This is a genomic window from Cedecea sp. Ae19-4 (assembly GCF_059801165.1).
On record NZ_JBCHWG010000002.1, the window covers coordinates 800337 to 824499 of the forward strand.

Annotated in this window: 20 protein-coding genes; 11 read left to right on the top strand and 9 right to left on the bottom strand. The window is 55.5% G+C overall.

Annotation, left to right across the window (positions count from 1 at the left end):
• Positions 1-2: 2 nt before the first annotated feature.
• A complete protein-coding gene (rplI, locus tag AAIE02_RS16600; RefSeq protein WP_008460412.1) occupies positions 3-452 on the top strand; it encodes a 50S ribosomal protein L9 in 450 nt (149 codons plus the stop codon).
• Positions 453-521: 69 nt separating this feature from the next.
• Here the strand turns inward: rplI and AAIE02_RS16605 are convergent, their stop codons facing one another.
• A complete protein-coding gene (locus AAIE02_RS16605; RefSeq protein WP_166993332.1) occupies positions 522-1115 on the bottom strand; it encodes an OapA family protein in 594 nt (197 codons plus the stop codon).
• Between the two features lie 271 nt (positions 1116-1386).
• Here AAIE02_RS16605 and bamJ point away from each other — a divergent pair, with 271 nt between their 5' ends.
• Positions 1387-2007, top strand: coding sequence for a BamJ family beta-barrel-assembly machinery protein (gene bamJ / locus AAIE02_RS16610; protein ID WP_008460415.1), 621 nt, complete (start codon positions 1387-1389; stop codon positions 2005-2007).
• Positions 2008-2285: 278 nt separating this feature from the next.
• Positions 2286-3698, top strand: a complete 1413-nt coding sequence (cycA, locus tag AAIE02_RS16615) for a D-serine/D-alanine/glycine transporter (RefSeq protein WP_039289735.1) — start codon at positions 2286-2288, stop codon at positions 3696-3698.
• 65 nt (positions 3699-3763) lie between these two features.
• On the opposite strand, the gene ytfE is transcribed toward cycA, so the two are convergent.
• Complete coding sequence (ytfE, locus tag AAIE02_RS16620; protein WP_008460417.1) at positions 3764-4429, bottom strand: iron-sulfur cluster repair protein YtfE; 666 nt, start codon at positions 4427-4429, stop codon at positions 3764-3766.
• Positions 4430-4674: 245 nt separating this feature from the next.
• On the opposite strand from ytfE, the gene AAIE02_RS16625 reads away from it, so the two are divergent.
• Positions 4675-6330 (top strand): methyl-accepting chemotaxis protein, encoded by a 1656-nt coding sequence (locus AAIE02_RS16625; protein WP_336983515.1) that lies wholly within the window; start codon positions 4675-4677, stop codon positions 6328-6330.
• Between the two features lie 61 nt (positions 6331-6391).
• Here the strand turns inward: AAIE02_RS16625 and AAIE02_RS16630 are convergent, their stop codons facing one another.
• From AAIE02_RS16630 to AAIE02_RS16640, 3 genes are all read right to left on the bottom strand, one after another.
• A complete protein-coding gene (locus AAIE02_RS16630; protein ID WP_008460419.1) occupies positions 6392-7357 on the bottom strand; it encodes a DMT family transporter in 966 nt (321 codons plus the stop codon).
• An 80-nt stretch (positions 7358-7437) separates the two neighbouring features.
• Positions 7438-8259, bottom strand: coding sequence for an AraC family transcriptional regulator (locus tag AAIE02_RS16635; RefSeq protein ID WP_498532910.1), 822 nt, complete (start codon positions 8257-8259; stop codon positions 7438-7440).
• A gap of 78 nt (positions 8260-8337) precedes the next feature.
• Positions 8338-9186, bottom strand: a complete 849-nt coding sequence (locus AAIE02_RS16640) for an SDR family oxidoreductase (protein WP_336983512.1) — start codon at positions 9184-9186, stop codon at positions 8338-8340.
• Positions 9187-9278: 92 nt separating this feature from the next.
• Between AAIE02_RS16640 and AAIE02_RS16645 the strand changes: the two genes are divergently transcribed.
• Complete coding sequence (locus AAIE02_RS16645) at positions 9279-9674, top strand: winged helix-turn-helix transcriptional regulator (RefSeq protein WP_336983511.1); 396 nt, start codon at positions 9279-9281, stop codon at positions 9672-9674.
• A 5-nt stretch (positions 9675-9679) separates the two neighbouring features.
• On the opposite strand, the gene AAIE02_RS16650 is transcribed toward AAIE02_RS16645, so the two are convergent.
• On the bottom strand, positions 9680-11611 hold the full coding sequence (locus AAIE02_RS16650; protein ID WP_336983510.1) for a bifunctional 2',3'-cyclic-nucleotide 2'-phosphodiesterase/3'-nucleotidase: 1932 nt from the start codon (positions 11609-11611) through the stop codon (positions 9680-9682).
• A gap of 201 nt (positions 11612-11812) precedes the next feature.
• Between AAIE02_RS16650 and cysQ the strand changes: the two genes are divergently transcribed.
• Positions 11813-12559 (top strand): 3'(2'),5'-bisphosphate nucleotidase CysQ, encoded by a 747-nt coding sequence (gene cysQ, locus AAIE02_RS16655; RefSeq protein WP_008460426.1) that lies wholly within the window; start codon positions 11813-11815, stop codon positions 12557-12559.
• Here cysQ and AAIE02_RS16660 read toward each other — a convergent pair.
• Positions 12549-13106, bottom strand: coding sequence for a YtfJ family protein (locus AAIE02_RS16660; protein ID WP_008460428.1), 558 nt, complete (start codon positions 13104-13106; stop codon positions 12549-12551). The genes cysQ and AAIE02_RS16660 overlap by 11 nt on opposite strands.
• 325 nt (positions 13107-13431) lie before the next feature.
• Between AAIE02_RS16660 and AAIE02_RS16665 the strand changes: the two genes are divergently transcribed.
• Positions 13432-13638, top strand: a complete 207-nt coding sequence (locus AAIE02_RS16665; RefSeq protein ID WP_008460430.1) for a DUF1107 domain-containing protein — start codon at positions 13432-13434, stop codon at positions 13636-13638.
• Positions 13639-13858: 220 nt separating this feature from the next.
• Here the strand turns inward: AAIE02_RS16665 and paeA are convergent, their stop codons facing one another.
• Positions 13859-15196, bottom strand: coding sequence for a polyamine export protein PaeA (gene paeA, locus AAIE02_RS16670; RefSeq protein ID WP_008460431.1), 1338 nt, complete (start codon positions 15194-15196; stop codon positions 13859-13861).
• A 317-nt stretch (positions 15197-15513) separates the two neighbouring features.
• On the opposite strand from paeA, the gene AAIE02_RS16675 reads away from it, so the two are divergent.
• Together AAIE02_RS16675 and AAIE02_RS16680 are read left to right on the top strand one after the other, a co-directional pair.
• Complete coding sequence (locus tag AAIE02_RS16675; RefSeq protein ID WP_498532911.1) at positions 15514-16848, top strand: hypothetical protein; 1335 nt, start codon at positions 15514-15516, stop codon at positions 16846-16848.
• A gap of 57 nt (positions 16849-16905) precedes the next feature.
• Positions 16906-17754 (top strand): hypothetical protein, encoded by an 849-nt coding sequence (locus AAIE02_RS16680; RefSeq protein WP_498532912.1) that lies wholly within the window; start codon positions 16906-16908, stop codon positions 17752-17754.
• Between the two features lie 47 nt (positions 17755-17801).
• Here AAIE02_RS16680 and msrA read toward each other — a convergent pair whose 3' ends face one another.
• Entirely contained in the window at positions 17802-18437 is a 636-nt protein-coding gene (gene msrA / locus AAIE02_RS16685; RefSeq protein ID WP_008460438.1) for a peptide-methionine (S)-S-oxide reductase MsrA, read from the bottom strand.
• Between the two features lie 214 nt (positions 18438-18651).
• On the opposite strand from msrA, the gene tamA reads away from it, so the two are divergent.
• Positions 18652-20388, top strand: a complete 1737-nt coding sequence (gene tamA, locus AAIE02_RS16690; RefSeq protein ID WP_008460440.1) for an autotransporter assembly complex protein TamA — start codon at positions 18652-18654, stop codon at positions 20386-20388.
• Positions 20385-24161 carry an autotransporter assembly complex protein TamB gene (gene tamB, locus AAIE02_RS16695; protein WP_498532913.1) on the top strand — a complete coding sequence of 1259 codons (3777 nt, stop codon included), beginning with the start codon at positions 20385-20387 and terminating at the stop codon, positions 24159-24161. The genes tamA and tamB overlap by 4 nt, the downstream gene beginning before the upstream one ends.
• Positions 24162-24163 lie beyond the last annotated feature (2 nt).

Below are 24163 nucleotides of genomic sequence, written 5' to 3' on the forward strand. Positions count from 1 at the left end.
TAATGCAAGTTATTCTGCTTGATAAAGTAGCAAACCTGGGTAGCCTGGGTGATCAGGTTAACGTTAAAGCGGGCTATGCTCGTAACTTCCTGGTACCACAGGGTAAAGCTGTTCCTGCTACCAAGAAAAACGTTGAGTTCTTCGAAGCACGCCGTGCAGAACTGGAAGCTAAACTGGCTGACGTTCTGGCTGCTGCTGCAGCTCGCGCTGAGAAAATCAACGCACTGGAAACCGTAACCATCGCGTCCAAAGCTGGCGACGAAGGTAAACTGTTCGGTTCCATCGGTACTCGCGACATCGCTGACGCTGTAACTGCAGCTGGCGTTGCTGTTGCTAAGAGCGAAGTTCGCCTGCCGAACGGCGTTCTGCGCACCACCGGTGAGCACGAAGTGGACTTCCAGGTTCACAGCGAAGTATTCGCTAAACTGACTGTAAACGTTGTAGCTGAATAAGTTTTTATTCACTGCTCGTAAAAACGCCAGCCTCGTGCTGGCGTTTTGCTTTTCTGAGGCCGGACGCGTTTACTGCGCGCGAATAAAGCTGCCGTTCGGCTGGCGGGTAAACAGCACCTGCTGATCGTTGCCGATATCGATGGTTAAGCCCGTCACCACCCCGTTGGCATTCTGCCTGATCTGCACCATTTGCCCGGTCTGTAGGTTGCTCAGCGGCTTGCTGTCACCTTCTACCTGCGCCATCGCGTAAACGTCCGCTGGCGGTAAATTATGATCGCGGAACAGCTGGGCCATCGTCTGGCCGGCCGCTACGCGATAGGAGCGCCACTGCTGCTCAATATCATTGTTGTCATGGGGAACAGGAGCCTGGGGTTGCTCCTCCACGCGTGGAGGCTCAACCGGCGTCGCAGGAACATTGCTATTGGTTGAAGGCGTCAGTTCAGCCTGCATCGGTGACTGAGATTGTACGGAGAGCTGTGCATCGCGTGAGACCGGGCGACTATCGTTATCTGCCCCTGGCAGGAGAAAGCCGAGAATGACGCACGCGAAGCCAAGGATAATGCCTCGGCGGTGCAGGGGAGGTAACGGATCCAACAAGCGGATATGCTCAGGTGCATGCCAAATCCGCGTAAGCCATGGTTTAACAGCGAATTGCATGGGCAACCCTCCTCAAAAGAATACTTTCCAGTATAGACTCGTCCTGCTTCAAGCTGCCGGTATTGGCTGCAACTCGAATTATTTAGAGTGTAAACGCTAACTGTTTGATGCCTGTGGCAATCCCGGTTTCCGTGACGGTGAACCGCAGTTTTGCGCCCGCTTAAGCTATTGTTCCCGTTTCGTTTGCATTTGTCACCTTTCCTCCAATGTCATTTACCCTGCGGATTGACGCTGTTATGCTTCGGGCTTGCTTTTAAACATCATGAAAGGAAAATCCATGACAACCCCTTCTTTTGACAGCGTCGAAGCACAAGCAAGTTACGGTATTGGTCTGCAGGTAGGCCAGCAGCTGAGCGAGTCCGGCCTGCAAGGTTTACTGCCAGAAGCGCTGGTCGCTGGCCTCCGTGACGCGCTGGAAGGGAATGCCCCTGCCGTGCCTGTTGACGTTGTACACCGCGCTCTGCGTGAAGTTCACGAACGTGCGGACGAAGTGCGTCGCGAACGTCAGAAAGAGCTGGCGGTAGAAGGCCAGAAATACCTGGCTGAGAACGCAGAGAAAGAAGGCGTGAGCAGCACCGAATCTGGCCTGCAGTTCCGCGTTATCACTCAGGGTACTGGCCCAATTCCTGCCCGGAAAGATCACGTTCGCGTGCATTACACCGGTAAGCTGATCGACGGCACCGTTTTCGATAGCTCCGTACAGCGTGGCGAACCGGCAGAGTTCCCGGTAAGCGGCGTTATTGCTGGCTGGATCGAAGCGCTGACCCTGATGCCGGTTGGCTCCAAATGGGAACTGACCATTCCACACAACCTCGCCTACGGCGAGCGCGGTGCCGGTGCGTCTATCCCACCATTCAGCACCCTGGTGTTTGAAGTCGAGCTGCTGGAAATTCTGTAAAGCGCTCAGAACCCCGCCAGGCGCGGGGTTTTTAATCGACTAATAATAAATTAGCGTGATTTTATCTTGCATTAACCTGTTTTACGGGTATTTTTGTGAGCCATATCGCGCAGTGAATGCGATTTCACACTCAAATTAAACAAAAAATTAACATTGCCCTTGTGCTTATTATTTATCCCACCGATTCTTACCTCGTATCACACAAAACAACATCACGTAAAAACAGTTCACGGGCCAGTAGAGCCTGAAAAAACAGACAGGTACAGGAAAATACAAACATGGTAGATCAGGTCAAAGTCGCGGACGACGCTCAGGCGCCGACCGAGCAGTCGCTGCGGCGTAATTTAACAAACCGCCATATTCAGCTTATTGCCATTGGGGGTGCCATCGGCACCGGCTTGTTCATGGGGTCAGGGAAAACCATCAGCCTTGCGGGGCCGTCCATCATCTTCGTCTACATGATCATCGGCTTTATGCTGTTCTTCGTGATGCGTGCAATGGGCGAGCTGCTGCTATCGAATCTGGAATATAAATCGTTCAGCGATTTTGCCGCAGATTTGCTGGGGCCGTGGGCGGGATATTTCACCGGTTGGACGTATTGGTTCTGCTGGGTGGTGACCGGTATGGCGGACGTCGTGGCGATAACCGCCTACGCCCAGTTCTGGTTCCCCGGGCTTTCCGACTGGGTCGCCTCGCTGGCCGTTGTGCTGGTGCTGCTGAGCCTGAACCTGGCCACCGTGAAAATGTTCGGTGAGATGGAGTTCTGGTTCGCGATGATCAAAATCGTCGCTATTGTGGCGCTGATCGTCATCGGCCTGGTGATGGTGTTGACTAGCTTCCATTCCCCGTCCGGCGTTGAGGCCTCCTTCAACAACCTCTGGAACGACGGCGGCTGGTTCCCGAAAGGCATCAGCGGCTTCTTTGCCGGGTTCCAGATAGCGGTCTTTGCCTTCGTGGGCATTGAGCTGGTGGGCACCACGGCCGCGGAAACCAAAGATCCTGAAAAATCACTGCCGCGGGCGATTAACTCGATCCCGGTGCGTATCATTATGTTCTACGTCTTCTCGCTGATCATCATCATGTCGGTGACGCCGTGGAGCTCCGTGGTGCCGAACAAGAGCCCGTTCGTTGAGCTCTTCATGCTGGTCGGCCTGCCGGCTGCGGCAAGTATCATCAACTTTGTGGTACTGACTTCTGCGGCTTCCTCCGCGAACAGCGGCGTGTTCTCCACCAGCCGTATGCTGTTCGGCCTGGCGCAGGACGGCGTGGCGCCTAAAGCGTTCGCTAAGCTTTCCAAACGTGCGGTACCGGCGAAAGGGTTAACCTTCTCCTGTATCTGTCTGCTGGGCGGCGTGGTAATGCTTTACGTGAACCCGAACGTGATTGCGGCTTTTACTATGATCACCACGGTTTCCGCGATTCTGTTTATGTTCGTCTGGACCATCATTCTTTGCTCGTATCTGGTGTACCGCAAACAGCGCCCTCATCTGCACGAGAAGTCCATCTATAAGATGCCGCTGGGCAAGCTGATGTGCTGGGTGTGCATGGCGTTCTTCGTCTTTGTGATTGTCCTGCTGACGCTGGAAGATGATACCCGTCAGGCGCTGATCGTGACGCCGCTGTGGTTCATTGTGCTGGGGGCTGGTTGGCTGTTCATCGGTAAGAAACGTCTGGCAAATATCGGTAAGTAAGCGCGCAGTATAAATGTTAAAAAACCTCTCCTTTTCTGGAGAGGTTTTTTTGTAAGGCGAACTACTTATTTTTCCCCGCTCAACGCGCGTGGAAACAGAACGTTATTCTCCAGACTGATGTGGTTCATCAGGTCTTCAATCAGTTCATTAATCCCGTTATACATCGCTTTCCACGTCGTGCAAGCTTCCGGCGGAGGCGTGACGTTATTGGTGGTGTGCTTAATCACCTCCAGCAGTTCGCCCGCATCATCATGCTCGCTTTCCATCACGCTAATCGGGCCGCCGGCCTGAGTGCCCATGCCCTGTTTAATCATCGGGAACAGGATTTGTTCCTCTTTCATCATGTGGCTGCTCAGTTCCTGATGCAGCATGGTGAGGTATTTCGCCAGCCCTTTCGGCACGTTGGGCTTATCGGCATGGACACGCTCGACTTTGGTTGCCTGCAGAATCAGCTCCGGCAACTGCTCACGGTGGCGGTCGTGGAAGCGCACAATAATGTGGTCGATGATTTCTGCCAGCGGCGCAGCGCGCCAGTCTTTTTCTACCGGCTCTTCGGATAATGCGGTCAGCTGAGCTTCGATAGCGTCCAGATCCAATTCCTTACGCGTTGCCGCGCGCAGCAGCGTCTGTTTCCCGCCGCAGCAAAAATCCAAATCCAGTTTACGAAACAGCGCGGAAGCGCGTGGAATAGTCAGCGCCAGTTCACCTAAAGGTTGATCGCGGTAGGCCATAGCTTGATTCCTCATCATGAAATATAAGATGCATTTTAAATGCATCTTTATGTGGGCACTATAACCCTTTCGGGGCAGCGATCATAGCGAGATGTGGATCACAAAAAATGTTTTCTGCTTAACATACTGAATGATTACAAAAAATCCCCAAAAATGGTGGTTTGTTGATGGACGAAGCATAAATAACCAGGAGGTACTGCCGATAGTTAGACGTCGGACAATATCTGCATAATAAAAGGCTATACATGTTTAAAAGAATGAAAGTTATCACCTTACTGGTTACCGTGTTAATTGTGCTGGGGCTCATGCAGCTGCTCTCAGCCACGGTTTTCATCAATGCCCTCAATAACGATAAGAACAACTTCACCGTCTCCCAACTCTCCAGCCAGAACGTGGCTGAATTTACCGATGCCTGGATCGGCCTCAACCAGGCCCGTGTCACGCTGAACCGCGGCATGCTGCGTATTCAGGGCAGCATGGCGAATCAGATCAACGGCGGGCAGCTCCAGGAGTTAGTCGCCACGGCTAATTCACTGCTGGCAGAAGCGCAAAGCCATTTCGAAAAGTATCAGGCGTTACCCGATACCCCAGGTTTACGTCCACACCTGAGCGATGAGCTGGAAGCGCAATACCATAACTACGCTTCAACGCTTGCCAAAATGAACACCTTCCTGGCCGAGGGCAACCTCGAGCAAATGTTCAAGCAGAATGCGGAACAAAAGCAGGTGGCGATGCAGAAGGTCTACCGCGAATGGCGCGATGAGCAGGCCGAGCTGTCCAGCCAGGGCGTGCGCGATAATCAGGCCGACTACCAGCGGATTCTGTGGATCCTCAGCGTCGTCATGCTTGGCGTCATCGGCGTGATTGTGGTGAGCTGGGTCGCGATGCGTCGCGTCCTGCTGATGCCGCTGCGTGAAGTGATGGATCATATTCGTGCCATTGCCGCAGGTGACCTGACCAGGCCTATTGAGGCCGAAGGCAAAAACGAAATGGCCCTGCTGGCTAATAGCGTGAAAGAGATGCAAACCGCCCTGGCAAATACCGTCAGCGTAGTGCGCGACGGGGCCGACACCATTTATACCGGCGCCGGTGAAATCTCTGCCGGCAGCAACGATCTCTCTTCCCGTACCGAACAGCAGGCGGCTTCGCTGGAAGAAACGGCGGCCAGCATGGAACAGCTGACGGCGACGGTGAAGCAAAACGCCGACAACGCACGGCAGGCTTCTCGTCTTGCGCTGGACGCTTCCACGACCGCGAAAAAAGGCGGCAATGTGGTCGAAGGCGTGGTGCGGACGATGGATGAAATTGCCACCAGCTCAAGCAAAATCGCCCAAATCACCAGCGTGATTGACGGTATTGCTTTCCAGACTAACATCCTGGCGCTTAACGCTGCGGTAGAAGCGGCCAGAGCGGGTGAGCAGGGGCGTGGGTTCGCCGTGGTCGCGGGTGAAGTGCGGACGCTTGCCCAGCGCAGTGCCCAGGCGGCAAAAGAGATTAAAGCGCTGATCGATGATTCCGGCGAGCGCGTTAACGCAGGCTCAGATCTGGTGAATGAAGCCGGTAAAACGATGGCGGAAATCGTCAGCGCCGTAACCCGGGTTACCGATATTATGGGTGAAATTGCGTCCGCGTCGGACGAGCAAAGCCGGGGTATCGACCAGGTTGGGCAGGCTGTGGCGGAGATGGACCGCGTGACCCAGCAGAACGCCTCGCTGGTCGAAGAGTCCGCGGCCGCAGCGGCTGCGCTTGAAGAGCAGGCTTCGCGCCTTAATGAAGCGGTAGCGGTGTTTAAAATCAGCCGTCGTGCGCCGAGTCTCGTAAAAGCAGCTCACGTAAAAACGCCGCAATTAAAAGCCAAACAGGTGATGCCGGTTTCGGATGCGAACTGGGAAACCTTCTAAAAAATCCCGGCGATATTTAGCCGGGACCTTCTTCTTAAGGCCGGGGTAAATCCCGGCTTTTTTATGCCTCGGAAACCTGAACCACCGTTGCTTTCTCCGGTTTGGATCGCACCGCGAGCACCACGCCAATCGTCAGGCACAGCACCCCGCCGAGCGTCAGCAGCGGCGGCCAGCTCTGGCGAATCATAAAGGTGTAAGCCAGGCCGGCTAAGGTCTCAAAGACGATCAGCGGGCCGACAATGACTGTCGGCAGGCGCTGGCAGGCGATGTTCCAGCACAGATTACCCAGCCACGAACAGAGAACGGCAATCGCCAGCATCAGGGTGATAAAGACTTCCGGGCGCGGGCCGAAGGGCAGGGTAAAGCCTGAATCATGACTGCCCATCCAAATGCACACGGCGACATAACCGATAAGCGAGAAGGGCAGCGTGGAAAGCCCCTGAACCGTGGCCCACATCATTGGGTTTTTATCCGGATTTTCCCGAAGCCAGCGGGCATTGCGCAGGGCATACCAGGCCCAACAGGCCACCGAAACAAAGGCCAGCAGAATACCGCTGGCGTAGCGCCACCAGCTGAAATCGGCCTGCTCTCCGCGAAGCTCGGCGGTATTTACCATAATTAACCCGGCGGCAATCACCACCAGCGCCGGGGCAAGGCGTCGCCACGGCAGCTTGCCGTCTCTTTTGCTGTATAGCAGGTTAGCAAAAATGGGGATCACCACCGGCAGCGTGCCGATGATCATCGTCGCGATAGGCGCCCCGGTACGCTGAATGGCGCTTGCCAGGCAGACGTAATAAATCAGGTTCCCGACGCTCGAGAGCTTCAGGGCGGTAAACCAGTCCTGGCGGCTCAGCTCGCGCAGGCGCTTACGCCCAAGCCAGGCAATGGGAATCGCAATCAGCCCAAGGGCCAGATAGCGCCCGGTCGACTGAAGGGCAGCCGGATAGTCCGGGACGATAATTGGCCCTACAAAAATTAATCCCCACATCAGCCCCGCCAGCAGGGCGTACAGCACACCACTTAACATCTTTATTTCCTGCAACAACACAATTTAGCGGCAGTGTAGGGGGATCGTACTGTGGCGTATTGTACCAGGTTGCTGTCTTGTTAGCGGGTGACCTGCTTTTGGTAACGCCCGGGAGTAATGCCATAGCGCTGGGCAAAGGCGCGGGTCAGGTGCGCCTGGTCCGTCAGGCCGCTGGCGGCGGCAACCTGGGCCGCGGGCATGCCGTTAGTGAGGAATTGTTTGGCGTGCCACAGGCGAATCGCCATCAGCATCTGATGCGGGGTGACGTGATAACAGGCTTTGAACTGCCTTTGGAAATGGTAAGGACTAAGGGACACCAGCCCCGCTAAATCTTCAAGGGTGATAGTGTGCATATAGTTGTCGTAAAGGTATTCGCGGACGAGGGCGAAGCGGTTCGCCGCCTCGTGAAGCCCTGGAAGATGGCGGGCATAGGGGCGAAATGCCTCAACAAGATTCAGCAACAGCCCCTGCTGAGTGAGCGTATCCTCGGCCTGCCAAAGGCCCGCAATAAATTGCGAAACCTGGCGGGCGCGGGCGGGATCGTGATTCACGGCGGCGTTAAACCACCAGCTTCTCTCCCCGGTCAGCGACTCCAGCAGGTTAGGATCCAGGTAAATCATGCGGTACTGCCAGCCGTCTTCGCTGGCGGCTTCGCCAGTATGCAGCTCATCCGGGTTCATTAGCACCAGCGAGTCCGTGGGGGCAACCAGTTGCTCGCCCCGGTAGCGGAAACGCTCTGCACCCCAGGTGATGGCCCCGATGCCGAAGGCTTCGTGGGTGTGTGGCTCAAAGGCGTACTTCGCAATATGGGCATGATAAAGCTCAACGCCCGGCAACTGCGGCAAATGCCGAAACTGGGCGCTGTCTCTCTCATCGCTAAACTGCTCGGGAACTCCCTGCACGCTTTCTCTCCACGCGGATTCTCCCGTTATTATAGAGATGTCCGCGTACAGGGCTAGTTATTAACCACTTTTTAACAATTAAAGGGCGCTTTTCACGCTGTCGCGAAGCGATGTGGTTGGGCGACCGATCAGTTTGCTGAGCTGGTGGCTGTCGTCAAAAAGACCACCTTTTTCCGCTCCAGCATCGGAGTTGGCCAGCAGCGCGGCAAAGCCTTCCGGCAGGCCAGCGCCCTGCAGCGCAGCTTTAAAATCGGCCTCATTCAGGTTCTGATAAACCACGGGCTTGCCGCTTTGCTGGCTGACTTCCGCCGCCAGTTCGGTCAGCGTCCAGCCGCGATCTCCCGCCAGCTCATAAACTTTGCCTGCCTGGTTATCCAGCGTCATCACTTTAGCAGCCGCTGCCGCGTAATCAGCCCGCGTTGCAGAGGCGATTTTGCCTTCCCCGGCGCTGCCGATAAACACGCCGTGCTGAATCGCAGGCGGCACGCTGGCCAGGTAGTTTTCGGTATACCAGCCGTTACGCAGCAGCACGAATGGAACGCCGGAGGCTTTGAGCTGCTGCTCCGTGACAATGTGTTCTTCGGTGAGGGCCAGTGGCGATTTGTCGGCATGTAGCAGGCTGGTATAGGCGATGAGTTTCACGCCTGCCTGTTTAGCTGCGGCAATAATATTGTTGTGCTGAGCGGCGCGCTGGCCAACCTCGCTGGAGGAGATCAGCAGCACTTTTTCCACACCTGAGAACGCTTTTGCCAGGGCTGACACATCCCCGTAATCTGCCTCGCGAACCTGTACGCCACGGCTGGCAAAATCGTCAACTTTGGCCGGGTTACGCACAACGGCCACGATCTCTTCGGCTTTCACGGTTTTCAACAAATCTTCAATAACAAGGCGGCCCAACTGGCCGGATGCGCCGGTAATCGCAATCATGATCAATCTCCTGAGTGATGTTTCGAACAAGTTGTGCCACACTAGCACTCTAACTAACTTTTAGTAAGTACGTACAAAAAGGTAAGTGTTAAATGAGTGAAACCATCGAAGCGCCCATGACGCTGAGCGAGCAGCTGCGCAACGGCAATCTGTTTAGCGACAAATGCCCCTCGCGGGATGTGCTGAAACACGTGACCAGCCGCTGGGGTGTCTTAATTTTAGTGGCATTACAGGACGGCACTCATCGTTTTAGCGATTTAAGGCGCAAGATGGGCGGCGTGAGCGAGAAAATGCTGGCGCAGACGCTGCAGTGGCTGGAGGCGGACGGTTTTGTGGATCGCAAATCTTACCCGGTTGTACCGCCGCACGTAGAGTACACGCTGACGCCGATGGGCCACGAAATTGCCGAGAAAGTGGCCGCGCTGGCCGACTGGATCGAGGGGAATTTGCCGCAGGTAATGGCGTCCCGGGAGAAACGGGACGCCTGAGGCACTTACTTGCTTAAATCAAGCTGATAGACAGCAAAACCAATGTCGTCGTTAGCGACTTTTTTCATTGGGTATTGGCCTTTTTCTTTGATAAAGGCGGCGGCTTTGTCGGTCGGCGAGGTTTCAAAGCGGATGTCCAGCGGCTGCTTGCTGGCTATAGGCGCCAGACGCCAGTTGTTGTCCGCCGCAGGATGAATTTCGCCCTGAGCACCGATCCAGTTAGCCAGCACCGAGCGGTTCTCATCCGGGGAAGCAAACGCGATGTGGCTGTCGCCGGTTCCGGCAAACTTGCCGCCGTAAGCGCGGTAGTTATTGGTCGCCACCAGGAAGACGGCATTCGGGTCGATAGGTTTACCCTTGAAGGTGAGGTCTTTGATGCGCTCGGCCTTCGGGTTCACCATCTGGCATTCACCGTCGTAGCGAGCCGGCTGGCTGACGTCTATCTGGTAGTTCACGCCGTCGATGACGTCGAAGTTGTAGGTACGGAAGCCGTCCCAGTTGATCAGTTCCTGAGGCTTAGTGCTGTTCACGTCGATCTGGTTGAACTGCCCGGCGGAACACTCCAGCCACTCTTTAACTTCTTTCCCGGTCGCTTTTACCACCACCAGCGTGTTCGGGTAAAGGTAGAGATCGGCGGCGTTGCGGAAGGTCAGCTGGCCTTTTTCAGCTTCAACAAAGCTCGCCGGATCGTTTTTACGCCCGCCCACTTTGAATGGCGCGGCGGCGGAAAGCACCGGCAGATTCGCAAGATCCGGGTCGCCCTGAATGTATTTCTCGACGTAGGCCTTCTGCGCGTTATTCACCACCTGAACGGTGGGATCGTCCTGCACCAGCGCCAGATAGCTGTACATGTTGTCAGCCGATTTACCCACCGGCTTGCTGACAAACTCGCGGGTTGCAGTGTGATCGTGCTCAAGCACTTTCTTCAGGTTCTGATCTTCTGCCGCCAGCGATTTTTTGGCTACGCTGTCATAAATTGGCCGCGCTTCCGCCTTGCTGCTGGTGACCTTCCAACTGCCAGAATCGTTGTTCAGCACCAGATCCACCACGCCGAGGTGGTCGCCCCACATGCCAGGCATCACGGCAGGCACGCCGTTCAGGGTGCCTTTTTCGATATCGGCCCCTTTAATATTGGCAAAGTCTTTTCCAGGGAATACGGCATGGGCATGGCCGAACATAATGGCGTCCACGCCTGGTACCTGGCTGAGGTAATAAACGGAGTTTTCTGCCATCGCCTGATAAGGCTCGCTGGACAGCCCCGAGTGGGCAATCACGACGACTACATCAGCGCCCTGTTGGCGCATTTCCGGCACGTATTTTTTGGCGGTTTCGGTAATGTCGTTCACCGTCACTTTGCCGCTCAGGTTGGCTTTATCCCAGGTCATGATTTGCGGCGGCACGAAGCCGATGTAGCCGATGCGCAGCGTCTGGGTTTTACCGTCTTTGTCTTTGACTTCTGTTTCTTTAATCAGGTACGGCGAGAACATTGGCTTCTGGGTTTTCACGTCGATGATATTGGCGTTCACATACGGGAATTTCGCGCCAGCGAGGGCTTTGTGCAGGAAGTCGAGGCCGTAGTTGAATTCGTGGTTGCCCAGGTTGCCGACCGTATAGTCGAGCGTATTCAGCGCTTTATAAACCGGATGAATTTCCCCGGCTTTAAGCCCTTTTGCGGCCGCGTAATCACCGAGCGGGCTGCCCTGAATAATATCGCCGTTATCCACCAGCACGCTGTTAGTGACTTCACCGCGCGCGGCATTGATCAAACTTGCTGTGCGTACCAGACCGAACTTCTCTGTCGGCGTATCTTTGTAGTAATCGAAGTCCATCATGTTGCTGTGCAGATCGGTCGTTTCCATGATCCGCAGGTCAACGGTGGCCGCATTGACGCTGGCGGCTATCAGCGTCGCCAGAAGCGTTGCGCTAAACTTAATCATGTTTAAATGTCCTTTTTAGATGTACGCCACAAAGGGCAATGTATATACAGACTGTTGCTTACAATTTTGTGAAGTCTGCCAGAATTTAAGCCCGGTAAACCAGAAATGCTTCACAGATAGCGCATCGCGGTGCAATGAGATATAAGTAAAACAATAAGTTATTCGCTCGATGTAGCGCAGAGACACAACGCGAGGTGGAGAATGTTAGAACAAATTTGCCAGCTGGCCCGCGAGGCCGGGGCCGCTATCATGCAGGTTTATGAGGGAGAGAAACCGCTTCAGGCGACGCATAAGCTTGATGACTCTCCGGTAACGGCGGCGGATCTTGCTGCCCACGACATTATTCTGAAAGGGCTGAAAGCGTTGACGCCGGACATCCCTGTGCTGTCAGAAGAAGATCCCCAGTCGTGGGATACCCGCCAAAGCTGGCAGCGCTACTGGCTGGTCGATCCGCTGGACGGTACAAAAGAGTTTCTTAAGCGTAACGGCGAGTTCACCGTGAATATCGCGCTTATTGAAGGTGGAAAAGCGGTGATGGGCGTTGTCTACGCGCCGGTGCTGAAGATTATGTACAGCGCCGCAGAGGGGAAGGCCTGGAAAGAAGAGTGCGGCGTACGCAATCAGATTCATGTGCGGGATGCCCGCCCACCGCGCGTGGTGGTTAGCCGGTCTCATGCCGCCAACGATAGCGAGCTAAAAGAGTATCTCCAGCAGATGGGTGAGCACCAAACCACGGCCATTGGCTCGTCGCTGAAGTTCTGCCTGGTGGCAGACGGTCAGGCCCAGCTCTATCCTCGCTTTGGGCCAACCAATATCTGGGACACCGCAGCAGGGCACGCCGTGGCGGTCGCTGCCGGGGCGCACGTTCATGACTGGCAGGGTAAGCCGCTGGACTATACCCCGCGCGAGTCGTTCCTGAACCCCGGTTTCCGTGTTTCTATTTACTGAGTAACCCTTGCAGCAGGCTAATCACCTGCTGCACTTCCTGCTGGGTTAACGGGCCATCTTTGGCGAACTGAATTCTGCCTTCTTTATCCAGTACCACGATAGCTGAGCCGCCCTGTTGCAGCTGCCACGCTTTCGCCGCTACGCCGTTGCTGTCGACGATAAACTGCGACCACGGAAACTCCTTCTTATTACTTTCGATGCTGCTGCGCACAAACATGCTGGTGCCAACAATTGCGTCGTCGGTGTTCACAATTGTGGTGGTCTGGTACTTATCATGCGGGAATTTTGCCGCTTTGATGGCTTCGACCATGGCCGCATTTTCTTCTTTGGCGCTCGAACGGCCGGCAATATGCTGCAGGACTCTCACTTTCCCAGGCAGCTGCGCGCTATTCCAGTTTTTATAACTAAACTTATTGTTATCCAGCACCAGTTCGCCCTTATCGGTAATGCCAATAGGGGAAACTCGCTGATTATTTTCAAAGTTGTGGGCTGAGGCCATGAGCGGCAGCAGCAGAAGAGACAGCGCCAGCGTTTTACGCAGGGTCATCGGTGACTCCTTATTGTTGTTAGCAGGTGATCCGACCACTTGGGCCGATGTTTTAAGCATATGTGCTGAATAAGCATCTGTCCCGCAAGCAAAGTGCCAGTTTGCGGGCTGACGCACATAACCCTGAAATTTGAAGGCTTACGCTGCCGTTTTTTACATTTAAAAATATTGTTCTGCAACTTTGTAATCTTTTAGTAAAAAAACTTCTACACACTAGGTGACCTTCGATATCTGGACTATAGTTTTCGAGCACCAAACTTTTTCGCCTCATTTTGTCGGGCCAAATGTAGCTCGCAGAGGCGTTAACATGCAGGAGTAAAGAACAATGAAAATTTTCCAACGTTACAACCCCCTTCAGGTGGCGAAGTACGTGAAGATCCTGTTCCGTGGACGGTTGTATATCAAGGACGTTGGCGCTTTCGAATTTGATAAGGGCAAAATCCTTGTCCCGAAAGTTAAGGATAAGCAGCACTACTCGGTCATGTCCGAGGTCAACCGCCAGGTGATGCGCTTACAGGCGGATATGGGCTAGGCCCAAAAGTTGTAAAAAAAACGGCCCCGAAGGGGCCGTTAGTGTTTATAGACAAAGAGGGAAAAGCGTGGTTTTTCTCTCTGTGTGGCTATCAGCCGAAAACCAATGCAATGGTTTTCCTGGTTTATGTAGAAACTGCGGCTGACAATACTTCTTTCTGGTTCTGCTGCTCGTTGCCTGAAGCGGCCCCGAAGGGGCCGTTAGTGTTTGTAGAGCTTGCTTACTGCTCCTGAGGCTCTTCGCCATCAGGCAGCTTTGGCGACAGCGCGACAGGCTTATTGTCGATACGCGTTACCAGCAGCTGGTCGATGCGGTAGTTATCAATATCCACCACCTCAAACTTGTAGCCGGAGAACTTCACCGAGTCGGTGCGTTTCGGGATCTTACGCAGCATGAACATCATGAACCCGCCGATGGTTTCGTAGTTACCGGACTGCGGGAACTCATCGATATCCAGCACGCGCATCACGTCGTCAATTGGCGTGCCGCCTTCCACCAGCCATGAGTTTTCATCGCGGGCAACGATTTGCTCCTCCATCCCCTGGCCGACCAGGTCGCCCATCAGCGTCGTCATCACATCGTTCAGGGTAATGATACCCACCACCAGCGCGTATTCGTTCATGATAACCGCGAAGTCTTCCCCGGCGGTTTTAAAGCTTTCCAGCGCTTCGGAGAGCGTCAGGGTGTCCGGCACAATCAGGGCGTTACGCAGATGCACGCCGCTGTTCAGCGCCATGCTTTGGTTGCCCAGCACGCGGTTCAGCAGCTCTTTGGAATCAACATAGCCAACGACGTGGTCGATATCGCCGTTACACACCAGGAACTTGGAATGCGGATGTTCAGCGATGGTGGACTTCAGGCTTTGCTCGTCGGCGTGCAGGTCGAACCAAATCACGTTTTCGCGCGAGGTCATGGAAGACGGCACGGTACGCGATTCCAGCTCAAAGACGTTTTCAATCAGTTCGTGTTCCTGCTTTCGCAGGACGCCTGCCAGCGCACCGGCTTCAAACACCGCGTAAACGTCGTCAGAAGTAATGTCGTCTTTACGCACCATTGGCAGCTTGAAGATGCGGAAAATAACGTTAGCCAGGCCGTTGAAGAACCACACTAAAGGTCTGAAAACAAACAGACAGAAGCGCATCGGGTTGATAATACGTAAAGCAACCGTTTCGGGAGAAATCATACCGATGCGTTTCGGGGTGAGGTCTGCGAACAGAATGAACAGGCTGGTGACGAGGGTGAATGAGATAATAAAGCTGAGCTGGTCGGCGAGTTCTGGAGCCAGAAAACGCTCCAACAGAATTTTAAACGCCGGTGAGAAAGCCGCATCGCCGACGATACCGCCGAGAATTGCCACGGCGTTAAGGCCAATTTGTACGACGGTAAAGAACATGCCCGGCGTTTCTTGCATCTTTAGCACGCGCTGGGCATTGACGTTGCCTTCATCGGCCAGCAGCTTAAGTTTGATTTTACGAGAGGCGGCAAGCGAGATCTCAGAGATTGAGAAAAAGGCACTAATAGCAATAAGGATAAGTATTATCAAAATACTGTTTAACATAATTTATCTGGCTGTTGTGGCCAGGTCCTCGGAAGGGAAAAGTGGATAAATCTCAGGGGTCAAACACAAGAAATGCTGGCCGCTTTTGTGAACGAGCCAGCAAATTCAAGGGGTAGTATAGCGTAAGGATGGGATGTGCTACCAGAGGCTGTAATTTAACCGGCGGAAAGCCGCGTTTATATTGATCTGTTTTTTGATTAATGGGATTAACGTTTGGCCCATTGTATAAGCTGCTGTTCTTCTTTTTATCCCCGGAACTTTTCTTCTATTTTTGCCACTCACCTGACCGGTTAGCCCACTATCAGGAGAGCGTTCACATGGTCAATTCCGTTACTTCCGTGCACAGACAGGCGGCGGAGCTTCCTCCCTTACCGGAACGCAGCAGCCAGCGACCGGCGTCGATCGCTTCGGGTTCATCTGTGGCCACTTCTGCTGCCGTAAGCGCGTATGAAAGCCTGCATTTCGTGGGTAACAGCGTTTATGGCTCGGCCAATGAAGCCGCGATCCATCACCAGCTTGGCACGCTGTTTGGCAAACATATTAACGGCGATAACCATGCTGAAATGCATGCTCTGATTGAGTCGAGAACCCGTGAATTACACAAAATGGGGGAAACGCCTGCCTCTGTTGAAGCCGTGCTGACTAAAGGGCACCAGCTGGACAGGCTAGGGCAAGTTGCGCGAGGTGCCGTGCGAGCTATTCCGTTTGCCGCCGCGTCTGTTGCCTACGATAAAGTTTCGCTGCTGAGCGCTTTTGCCCACACTGCGGCGGAAATTGGCCTCCATGCTGGCCTGCAGTCCAGCATCGCCGACACCATTGGCACCACGCTGCTTAACCGCGCCACGGCAACAAATCCGTGGCTGTCTGCCAAAGACAGCGACCTGCATCCGGTCATGCGTGAAGCGGTAAAAGAGGCAAAAGCGAGCTTGCTGACGACGGTGGCAGAAACCGGGTTAGCCATTCAGACCTATTCGGCACGTAACCTGGCGCGCCTGGCGACAGCGGCCACCTTGACGCATTTTGCCGGGGCGAAAGTGGCCGGTGAAGCCGATACGTGGCTGTCCGCAGCGGGCGGCGTGGTGGCGGGTGGTGCGATGAGCGCCATTCTGCATGCGGTGGACGAAAACAAAGGCCGAACCGGGCCCGAGTATTTGCTGGGGCGCAACGACTGGCAGCAGCGGTTCACTGACTTGAAAAATACGCATGTGGTGAGCGATACGCTTAAAAACGCCGCTCAGCGCGTGGCGAAGCTGCCCCTGGACATTGCCACGGATAGCCTGAAAGCGACGGCAAGCGTTCTTTCTGCACCGAGCCTTGGGAAAACGGCGATGCTGGCCGGGGGCTTTGCCGGTGTGATTAGCCTGCGTAGCGCGATTGGCGCAGCTGTCGCCCACGCCTTCCCCAGAGTGAATGCCGCTTCGCTGAGCGCCATCAGCCATTCGACCAACGTCGTGGCCTCTGCCCCGGTGTTCTTCGCCGTACCTGCGGCTGAGATCCTCGCTGACGCCGTGGCGGACAAAATGACACAAACGCTGCAGGAAAAGGTCCCGGCTGCCGTGAACTCGGCGGCAGGCTGGATCGGGCATCAGCTGCAGACGGCCTTAAATCGCCAGCCAGCAACTTCCCTTAATGCCGCAGAGCAGCAGGTGTAAAGGAACCGATGGGGGAGTTACGTCCACACACAGGCAGTCTATTTTCGGAGCCTGATTATGCATATTAATTCTACGGCAGCGCGACCTTCAGGTCTGCCACCATTCTCCACCACATCCTCAACGGCAGCGGTGAAGGCCGCTTCTTCTGGCCTGCACGCGAGTGATTTACACGGCGATCTCAAGAATTGGACCGCTGCGGCTCCTACAGCGGAAGAAGGCAAAGCCAGAGCGGCGGCGTGTAGCGAAATAATGAATAACTTTCAGTGCCGTGGAGAAACATTAGATCTGAGCGAGCGAGGTCTGACGGCGCTACCTGACTCCCTGGGCGCGCTGACGCACCTTAAACATTTGAATTTGTCCGGCAACCCGCTGCAGACCTTTCCGGCCAAAGCACTTTTACAGTTGGTCTCCCTGCAAACGCTGCAACTGGCGATGAATCAGCACAACCAGGGCGTACCGTTTCGTCGCTCGCATGAACGTTTTGCGGATGAAGGTTACAAACTGCAGTTTTTTGCCCAGGGCAATAACCGCGCGCAGGTAATTCATCAGCCTCCCCGGCAGAAAACGGCCTTATTCACCACCGACCTGGCACCTTGTCTGGCGGCGATGATTGTTCAGGATGGGAAAAGCCTGGCGCTGCATATGGATAATCCGCAGCGCAGTGGCTCAGGTGGGATCCCTCTGGAGGATATGCTGTCCCGGCATTTGCATCCGTCGGCGCGCAAAACCGAGGTGTTCCTGGTCGGGGCTAACGATCAGGGATCGGCGGGTAACGTGCGGGCGATGCTGGCGGCGCTGAATAAGCATGGCGTGGCAAATAACATCAGCATGGCCAGCCTCGGGAATGGGCATACTTCCGCTACGCTGGATGTGAATAATCAAAAGGCCTGGGTTGGCTTTGGCTAACGACGTTAAAGAAAAAGCCAGTCGGTTGACTGGCTTTATCGCGAAGCTTACTGAGGCGGCAGACAAACGCCGATGCCGCCAATGCCGCAGTAGCCGTGCGGATTCTTGTACAGATATTGCTGGTGGTCGTCTTCCGCGTAGTAGAACGGACCTGCGTTGGCGATTTCAGTGGTGACCTGGCGTTTATCGCCGGCGGCATTCATCGCGGCCTGGAAACGTTCAAGGCTGGCGTGGGCGGCTTTGTCCTGTTCCGGCGTGAGCGGGTATATGGCCGAACGGTACTGGGTGCCGACGTCCCCGCCCTGGCGCATCCCCTGAGCCGGATCGTGATTTTCCCAGAACACCTGTAAAAGCTGCTCGTAGCTCACGACTTTCGGATCATAAACCACTCGCACCGCTTCAGCATGGCCGGTCTGGCCGCTGCAAACTTCGCGATAGGTTGGGTTGGGCGTGTAGCCGCCGCTGTAGCCGGCCGCCGTACTGTAGACGCCAGGAATCTCCCAATACAGGCGCTCTACGCCCCAAAAACATCCCATCGCAAACAGCGCGATTTCCATCCCGTCTGGTACATTTGTCATCGAGTGTTCGTTAACCGCGTGAAGCGTGGCGACCGGCATCGGCGTGTTGCGGCCCGGCAGGGCATCGGCCTGCGTCACATTGTGAGTTTTGTCGAAGAATGACATGGTGTTGGATCTCCCGAAAATCGGCAAAAAAGCGAGCGGTTGTCATCAGACCTGCAATTGCAGACAATACATCCGAGTTACAGACTACATTACATATAAGAAAGATTTAGGCTAGTGAGTTATTTTCAACCCTCGATGTTAGGGTTTTGTTAATCCGCGGAGCGGGAATGACGTTTCCTTCCAGGGGTGGGAACAAGGATATTCAGGAGAAAACGTGCCAGTAATCCGTACTTTATGTATTACAAGCCTGTGTGTGGCGAGCGCATGGGCAAACGCCGCGAGCGTGCGTTTGCAGGTTGAGGGACTCAGCGGTGAACTGCAAAAAAACGTCCGCGCTCAGCTTTCAACCATCCAAAGCGATGAAGTGACGCCGGATCGTCGCTTCCAGGCACGCGTCGACGACGCCATTCGCGCAGGGCTAAAGGCGTTGGGCTACTACGAGCCCACCATCAATTTCACGCTTAAACCACCGCCGCAGAACGGGGGGCGTCAGGTTTTGCTGGCACAGGTTGACGCCGGGCAGCCCGTGTTAATCGGCGGCACTGATGTGATTTTGCGCGGCGGTGCGCGGACAGATAAAGACTATCTGGCATTGCTGCCCAAGCGGCCAAAAATAGGTACCGTGCTCGATCACGCTGACTACGATAACTTCAAAAAAAGCCTCTCCAGTATCGCGCTGCGTAAGGGCTACTTCGACAGCGATTTCCGTAAGAGCCAGCTAGGTGTATCTCTCGAAAGGCATCAGGCATTCTGGGATATCGACTACGACAGCGGCGAGCGCTATCGCTTTGGGGCGGTGACCTTTCAGGGCTCCCAGATTCGCGAAGAGTATTTGCAAAATCTTGTGCCCTTCAAGCAAGGGGACTATTACCAGTCGAGCGATCTGGCCGAGCTTAACCGCCGCCTGTCCGCCACCGGCTGGTTTAACTCCGTAGTGGTGGCGCCCGAATTTGACAAATCACGCCAGACTAAAGTGCTGCCATTGCAGGGCGTGGTGACGCCGCGCACTGAAAACACAATTGAAACCGGGGTGGGTTACTCCACGGACGTAGGGCCGCGCGTGAAGGCCAGCTGGAAAAAACCGTGGATGAACTCCTACGGCCACAGCCTGACAACCAGTACCAGCCTTTCCGGGCCGGAGCAAACGCTCGATTTCAGCTACAAAGTTCCGCTGTTAAAAAGCCCGCTGGAGCAGTACTACCTGGTCCAGGGCGGTTTTAAGCGAACCGATCTCAACGACACAAAATCGGACTCCACCACCGTAGCGCTGTCCCGCTACTGGGATATGTCCAGCGGCTGGCAACGCGCCGTTAACCTGCGCTGGAGCCTCGACCACTTTACGCAGGCAGATGTCACCAACACGACCATGCTGCTTTACCCCGGCGTCAGCCTGAACCGTACCCGCTCACGTGGGGGCCTGATGCCTACGTGGGGTGACTCACAGCGTTACTCGATCGATGTCTCTAATACGGCCTGGGGTTCCGGCGTCGATTTCGGCGTGTTCCAGGCACAAAACGTTTGGATACGTTCGCTGTATGAAAAACATCGCTTTGTCGTGCGCGGCAACGTGGGGTGGATCGAAACCAACGACTTCAAAAAAGTGCCGCCTGATCTGCGTTTCTTCGCCGGGGGCGACCGCAGTATTCGTGGCTATAAATACAAATCGATATCGCCAGAAGATAGCAACGGCAAGTTAACGGGGGCCTCCAAGCTGGCAACCGGCTCGCTGGAGTACCAGTACAACGTGACCGGCAAATGGTGGGGCGCGGCGTTCGTTGACTCCGGTGAAGCGGTGAATGACATCAAACGCAGCAACTTCAAAACCGGCGCGGGCGTTGGCGTGCGCTGGCAGTCCCCGGTTGGGCCTATCAAGCTCGACTTTGCCGTACCGGTGGGTGACAAGGAAGAGCACGGTTTACAGTTTTACATCGGTTTGGGGCCTGAACTATGAGTCGCTGGAAGAAAATAAGCCTCGCGGTGCTGGCTGTGATTGTGCTGCTGATCGCAGCGGTCGGTTTCCTGGTGGGGACTACGCCAGGCCTGCATTTGCTGTTTAAAGGCGCTAATCGCTGGGTACCGGGGCTGAATATCGCTCAGGTTGACGGCGGCTGGCGTAATCTGACGTTAAAGAACCTGCGCTATGAGCAGCCCGGGGTCGCGGTGCGTGCGGGCGAGGTTCACCTTGCGGTGAAGCTAAACTGCCTGTGGCACAGCAGCCTGTGCGTAAATGATTTCTCGCTGAAAGATGTGGATGTTGCGGTCGACACGAAAAAAATGCCGCCGTCTGCCCCGGTGCAGGAAGAGGACAGCGGCCCGCTGAACCTCTCCACGCCGTACCCGATTACCCTGAGCCGCGTGGCGTTGAATAACGTTAACGTGAAAATCGACGACACCACCGTCTCGGTGATGGACTTCACCAGCGGCCTGACCTGGGAGCAGCGCAACCTGACGCTGACCCCGACATCGCTTGAAGGCTTGCTGATTGCGTTGCCGAAGGCCGCGCAGGTGGCAAAAGAAGAGATTGTTGAGCCGAAAATTCAACACCCTCAGCCGGAAGAAGCGCCGCTCGGGGAAACGCTGAAGCAACTGTTTGAGAAGCCGCTGCTGCCGGAAATGACGGATGTGAATTTGCCGGTAAATCTGAATATTCAGGAGTTTCGCGGCGCACGCCTGCGACTGACCGGCGATACGGATTTGCTGGTCAACTCGCTGCTGCTGAAAGTGAGCAGCATCGACGGCAATCTCAAGCTGGATGCGTTGGATGTGGACTCCTCTCAGGGGCTGGTGAACGCCACCGGCAGCGCGCAGCTACGCGACAACTGGCCGGTTGACTTAACGCTCAACAGCACGCTGAACATCGACCCGCTGAAAGGCGAAAAGGTGAAGATGACCGTGGGCGGCGCCCTGCGCGACGAGCTCAAAGTGGGCGTCAACCTTTCAGGGCCGGTGGGGATGCAGTTGAATGCCAAGACCCGACTTGCCGAAGCCGGGCTGCCGCTCAACGTTGAACTGGACAGCAAGCAGCTTGCCTGGCCGCTGACCGGCGAGAAGCAGTACCAGGCCGACGATCTTAAACTGCGTCTGACCGGTAAAATGACCGACTACAAGCTGGCCTTTAGTACCGCCGTGAAGGGCGATCAAGTTCCACCTGCCACCATCACGCTGGACGGCAAAGGCAACGAACAGCAGTTTAGCCTCGATAAGCTGCGCGTGGCTGCGCTACAGGGGAATACGGATCTGAAAGCGCTGGTGGACTGGAGCAAAGCCATCAGCTGGCAGGGGGAGTTAACGCTGGCCGGCATCAACACGGCGAAGCAGTTCCCGGACTGGCCCGCGAAGCTGGACGGTAAGATCAAAACCCGGGGCAGCCTGTATGGCGGCAGCTGGCAGCTGGATATTCCCGAGCTGAAGCTTGCCGGCAATGTGAAGCAGAATAAGGTCAATGTGGAAGGCACTCTGCAGGGTAACAGCTACATGCAGTGGAAGGTGCCGGGCCTGCATGTGGCGCTGGGCCGCAATACGGTGGACGTGAAAGGCGAACTGGGCGAAAAAGATCTCAACCTGGACGCAAATATCAATGCCCCAAATCTGGATAACGCCTTGCCGGGTTTAGGCGGAACGGCGAAAGGGATCGTGAAGGTTCGCGGCGACGTGAAAGCGCCACAATTGCTGGCTGACCTGACCGCTAACGGCCTGCGCTGGCAGGAGTTGACGATTGCCCGTGTTCTGCTGAAAGGCGATGTAAAATCGAGCGACCAAATTGCCGGGAACCTCAACCTGCGCGTAGAACGTGTTGCTCAGCCGGGCGTGAAGGTTGATCTGGTCACGCTGGACGCGAAGGGTGATGAGAAGCAGCACCAGCTTCAACTGCGCGTTCAGGGAGAGCCTGTTTCCGGGCGCCTCAACCTGAGCGGCAGCTTCGACCGTAACGAAGAGCGCTGGCGTGGCAAGTTAACGGATACCCGTTTTGATACGCCGGTAGGACCGTGGGCGCTCAACCGCGAGCTGACGCTGGACTTCCGCAATAAAGAACAGAAAATCGCCATTGGCCCGCACTGCTGGGTAAACCCGAATGCCGAACTGTGTGTGCCGCAAACTATCGACGCCGGGGCGAAGGGGCGGGCGCTGGTAAACCTCAACCGCTTCGATCTTGCCATGCTTAAACCAGTGATGCCGGCGGATACTCAGGCCAGCGGCATGTTTACCGGTAAGGCAGACGTGAGCTGGGACAGCGAAGCTGGTGGCCTGCCGCAGGGCCAGGTGACGCTCAGCGGGCGCGGCGTGAAAGTGGCGCAGGTCGTGAACGGCAATACCTTGCCGGTTGCCTTCGACACGCTAAACCTCAACGCCGAACTGAAGAATAACCGCGCCCAGCTTGGCTGGCTGGTGAAGGTGGCGAATAACGGGCAGTTCGACGGCCAGGTTCAAATCACCGACCCACAGGGGCGGCGTAACCTTGGCGGCAACGTCAATATTCGCAACTTCTCCCTGGCGATTGCCAACGCCATCTTCTCGAAAGGCGAAAAGGCGGACGGTACGCTGAACGCGAACTTACGCCTCGGCGGCAACCTTGAGCGGCCGCAGATGTTCGGACAAATGCAGCTTAATGGCGTCGATGTCGAAGGCAACTTTATGCCGTTCGAGATGCAGCCTAGCCAGATTGCCATGAACTTTAACGGGATGAACTCCACGCTGCAGGGCGTGGTGCGCACGAAGCAGGGGCAGATTGTGTTAAGCGGTGACGCCGACTGGACGCAAATCGACAACTGGCGGGCGCGCATAGCCGCGAAGGGCAGCAAAGTGCGCATTACCGTGCCGCCGATGGTGCGCCTGGACGTTTCCCCGGATATTGAATTTGTGGCCACGCCAAGCCTGTTTACCCTCAACGGTAACGTTGATGTGCCGTGGGCGCGAATCGTGGTGCATGATGTGCCGGACAGCGCCGTGGGCGTCTCCAGCGATGAAGTGATGCTGGATAAAGATCTGAAGCCGATTAATCCTAAATCTGCCGGGATCCCGATCAACAGCAACCTGACGATTCACGTCGGCAACAACGTGCGGCTGGACGCTTTCGGCCTGAAAGCACGTCTGACCGGCGACCTGAAAATGGTGCAGGACAAGCAGGGACTCGGCCTCAACGGCCAGATCAACATTCCTCAGGGCCGATTCCATGCTTACGGGCAGGATCTTATCGTCCGCAAAGGCGAGCTGTTGTTCTCCGGCCCGCCGGACAACCCGTACCTGAATATTGAAGCCATCCGTAACCCGGACTCGACCGAAAACAGCGTGACGGCTGGCGTGCGTGTGACCGGCCCGGCAGATGAACCAAAAGCTGAAATATTCTCGGATCCGGCGATGTCCCAGCAGGAAGCCTTGTCCTACCTGCTTCGCGGCCAGGGCTTAGACACTTCCGGCAACGACGGCGACGCGATGACATCGATGCTTGTGGGTCTGGGGGTTGCACAAAGTGGTCAGGTTGTGGGTAAAATCGGCGAGACGTTTGGCGTAAGCAATCTGGCGCTCGACACCGCGGGGGTGGGTGATTCCTCTCAGGTGGTGGTTAGCGGCTATGTACTGCCGGGTCTACAGGTTAAATATGGCGTAGGTATTTTTGACTCTCTGGCGACGTTAACGTTACGTTATCGTCTGATGCCTAAGCTGTATCTGGAAGCGGTGTCTGGCGTAGATCAGGCACTAGATCTGCTCTATCAGTTTGAGTTTTAGCA

Coding starts and splice junctions, on each gene's coding strand:
- rplI (WP_008460412.1), top strand. CDS start 3: ATGCAAGTTATTCTGCTTGATAAAGTAGCAAACCTGGGTAGCCTGGGT.
- bamJ (WP_008460415.1), top strand. CDS start 1,387: ATGACAACCCCTTCTTTTGACAGCGTCGAAGCACAAGCAAGTTACGGT.
- cycA (WP_039289735.1), top strand. CDS start 2,286: ATGGTAGATCAGGTCAAAGTCGCGGACGACGCTCAGGCGCCGACCGAG.
- ytfE (WP_008460417.1), bottom strand. CDS start 4,429: ATGGCCTACCGCGATCAACCTTTAGGTGAACTGGCGCTGACTATTCCA.
- AAIE02_RS16625 (WP_336983515.1), top strand. CDS start 4,675: ATGTTTAAAAGAATGAAAGTTATCACCTTACTGGTTACCGTGTTAATT.
- AAIE02_RS16630 (WP_008460419.1), bottom strand. CDS start 7,357: ATGTTAAGTGGTGTGCTGTACGCCCTGCTGGCGGGGCTGATGTGGGGA.
- AAIE02_RS16640 (WP_336983512.1), bottom strand. CDS start 9,186: ATGATTGCGATTACCGGCGCATCCGGCCAGTTGGGCCGCCTTGTTATT.
- AAIE02_RS16645 (WP_336983511.1), top strand. CDS start 9,279: ATGAGTGAAACCATCGAAGCGCCCATGACGCTGAGCGAGCAGCTGCGC.
- AAIE02_RS16650 (WP_336983510.1), bottom strand. CDS start 11,611: ATGATTAAGTTTAGCGCAACGCTTCTGGCGACGCTGATAGCCGCCAGC.
- cysQ (WP_008460426.1), top strand. CDS start 11,813: ATGTTAGAACAAATTTGCCAGCTGGCCCGCGAGGCCGGGGCCGCTATC.
- AAIE02_RS16660 (WP_008460428.1), bottom strand. CDS start 13,106: ATGACCCTGCGTAAAACGCTGGCGCTGTCTCTTCTGCTGCTGCCGCTC.
- AAIE02_RS16665 (WP_008460430.1), top strand. CDS start 13,432: ATGAAAATTTTCCAACGTTACAACCCCCTTCAGGTGGCGAAGTACGTG.
- paeA (WP_008460431.1), bottom strand. CDS start 15,196: ATGTTAAACAGTATTTTGATAATACTTATCCTTATTGCTATTAGTGCC.
- AAIE02_RS16675 (WP_498532911.1), top strand. CDS start 15,514: ATGGTCAATTCCGTTACTTCCGTGCACAGACAGGCGGCGGAGCTTCCT.
- AAIE02_RS16680 (WP_498532912.1), top strand. CDS start 16,906: ATGCATATTAATTCTACGGCAGCGCGACCTTCAGGTCTGCCACCATTC.
- msrA (WP_008460438.1), bottom strand. CDS start 18,437: ATGTCATTCTTCGACAAAACTCACAATGTGACGCAGGCCGATGCCCTG.
- tamB (WP_498532913.1), top strand. CDS start 20,385: ATGAGTCGCTGGAAGAAAATAAGCCTCGCGGTGCTGGCTGTGATTGTG.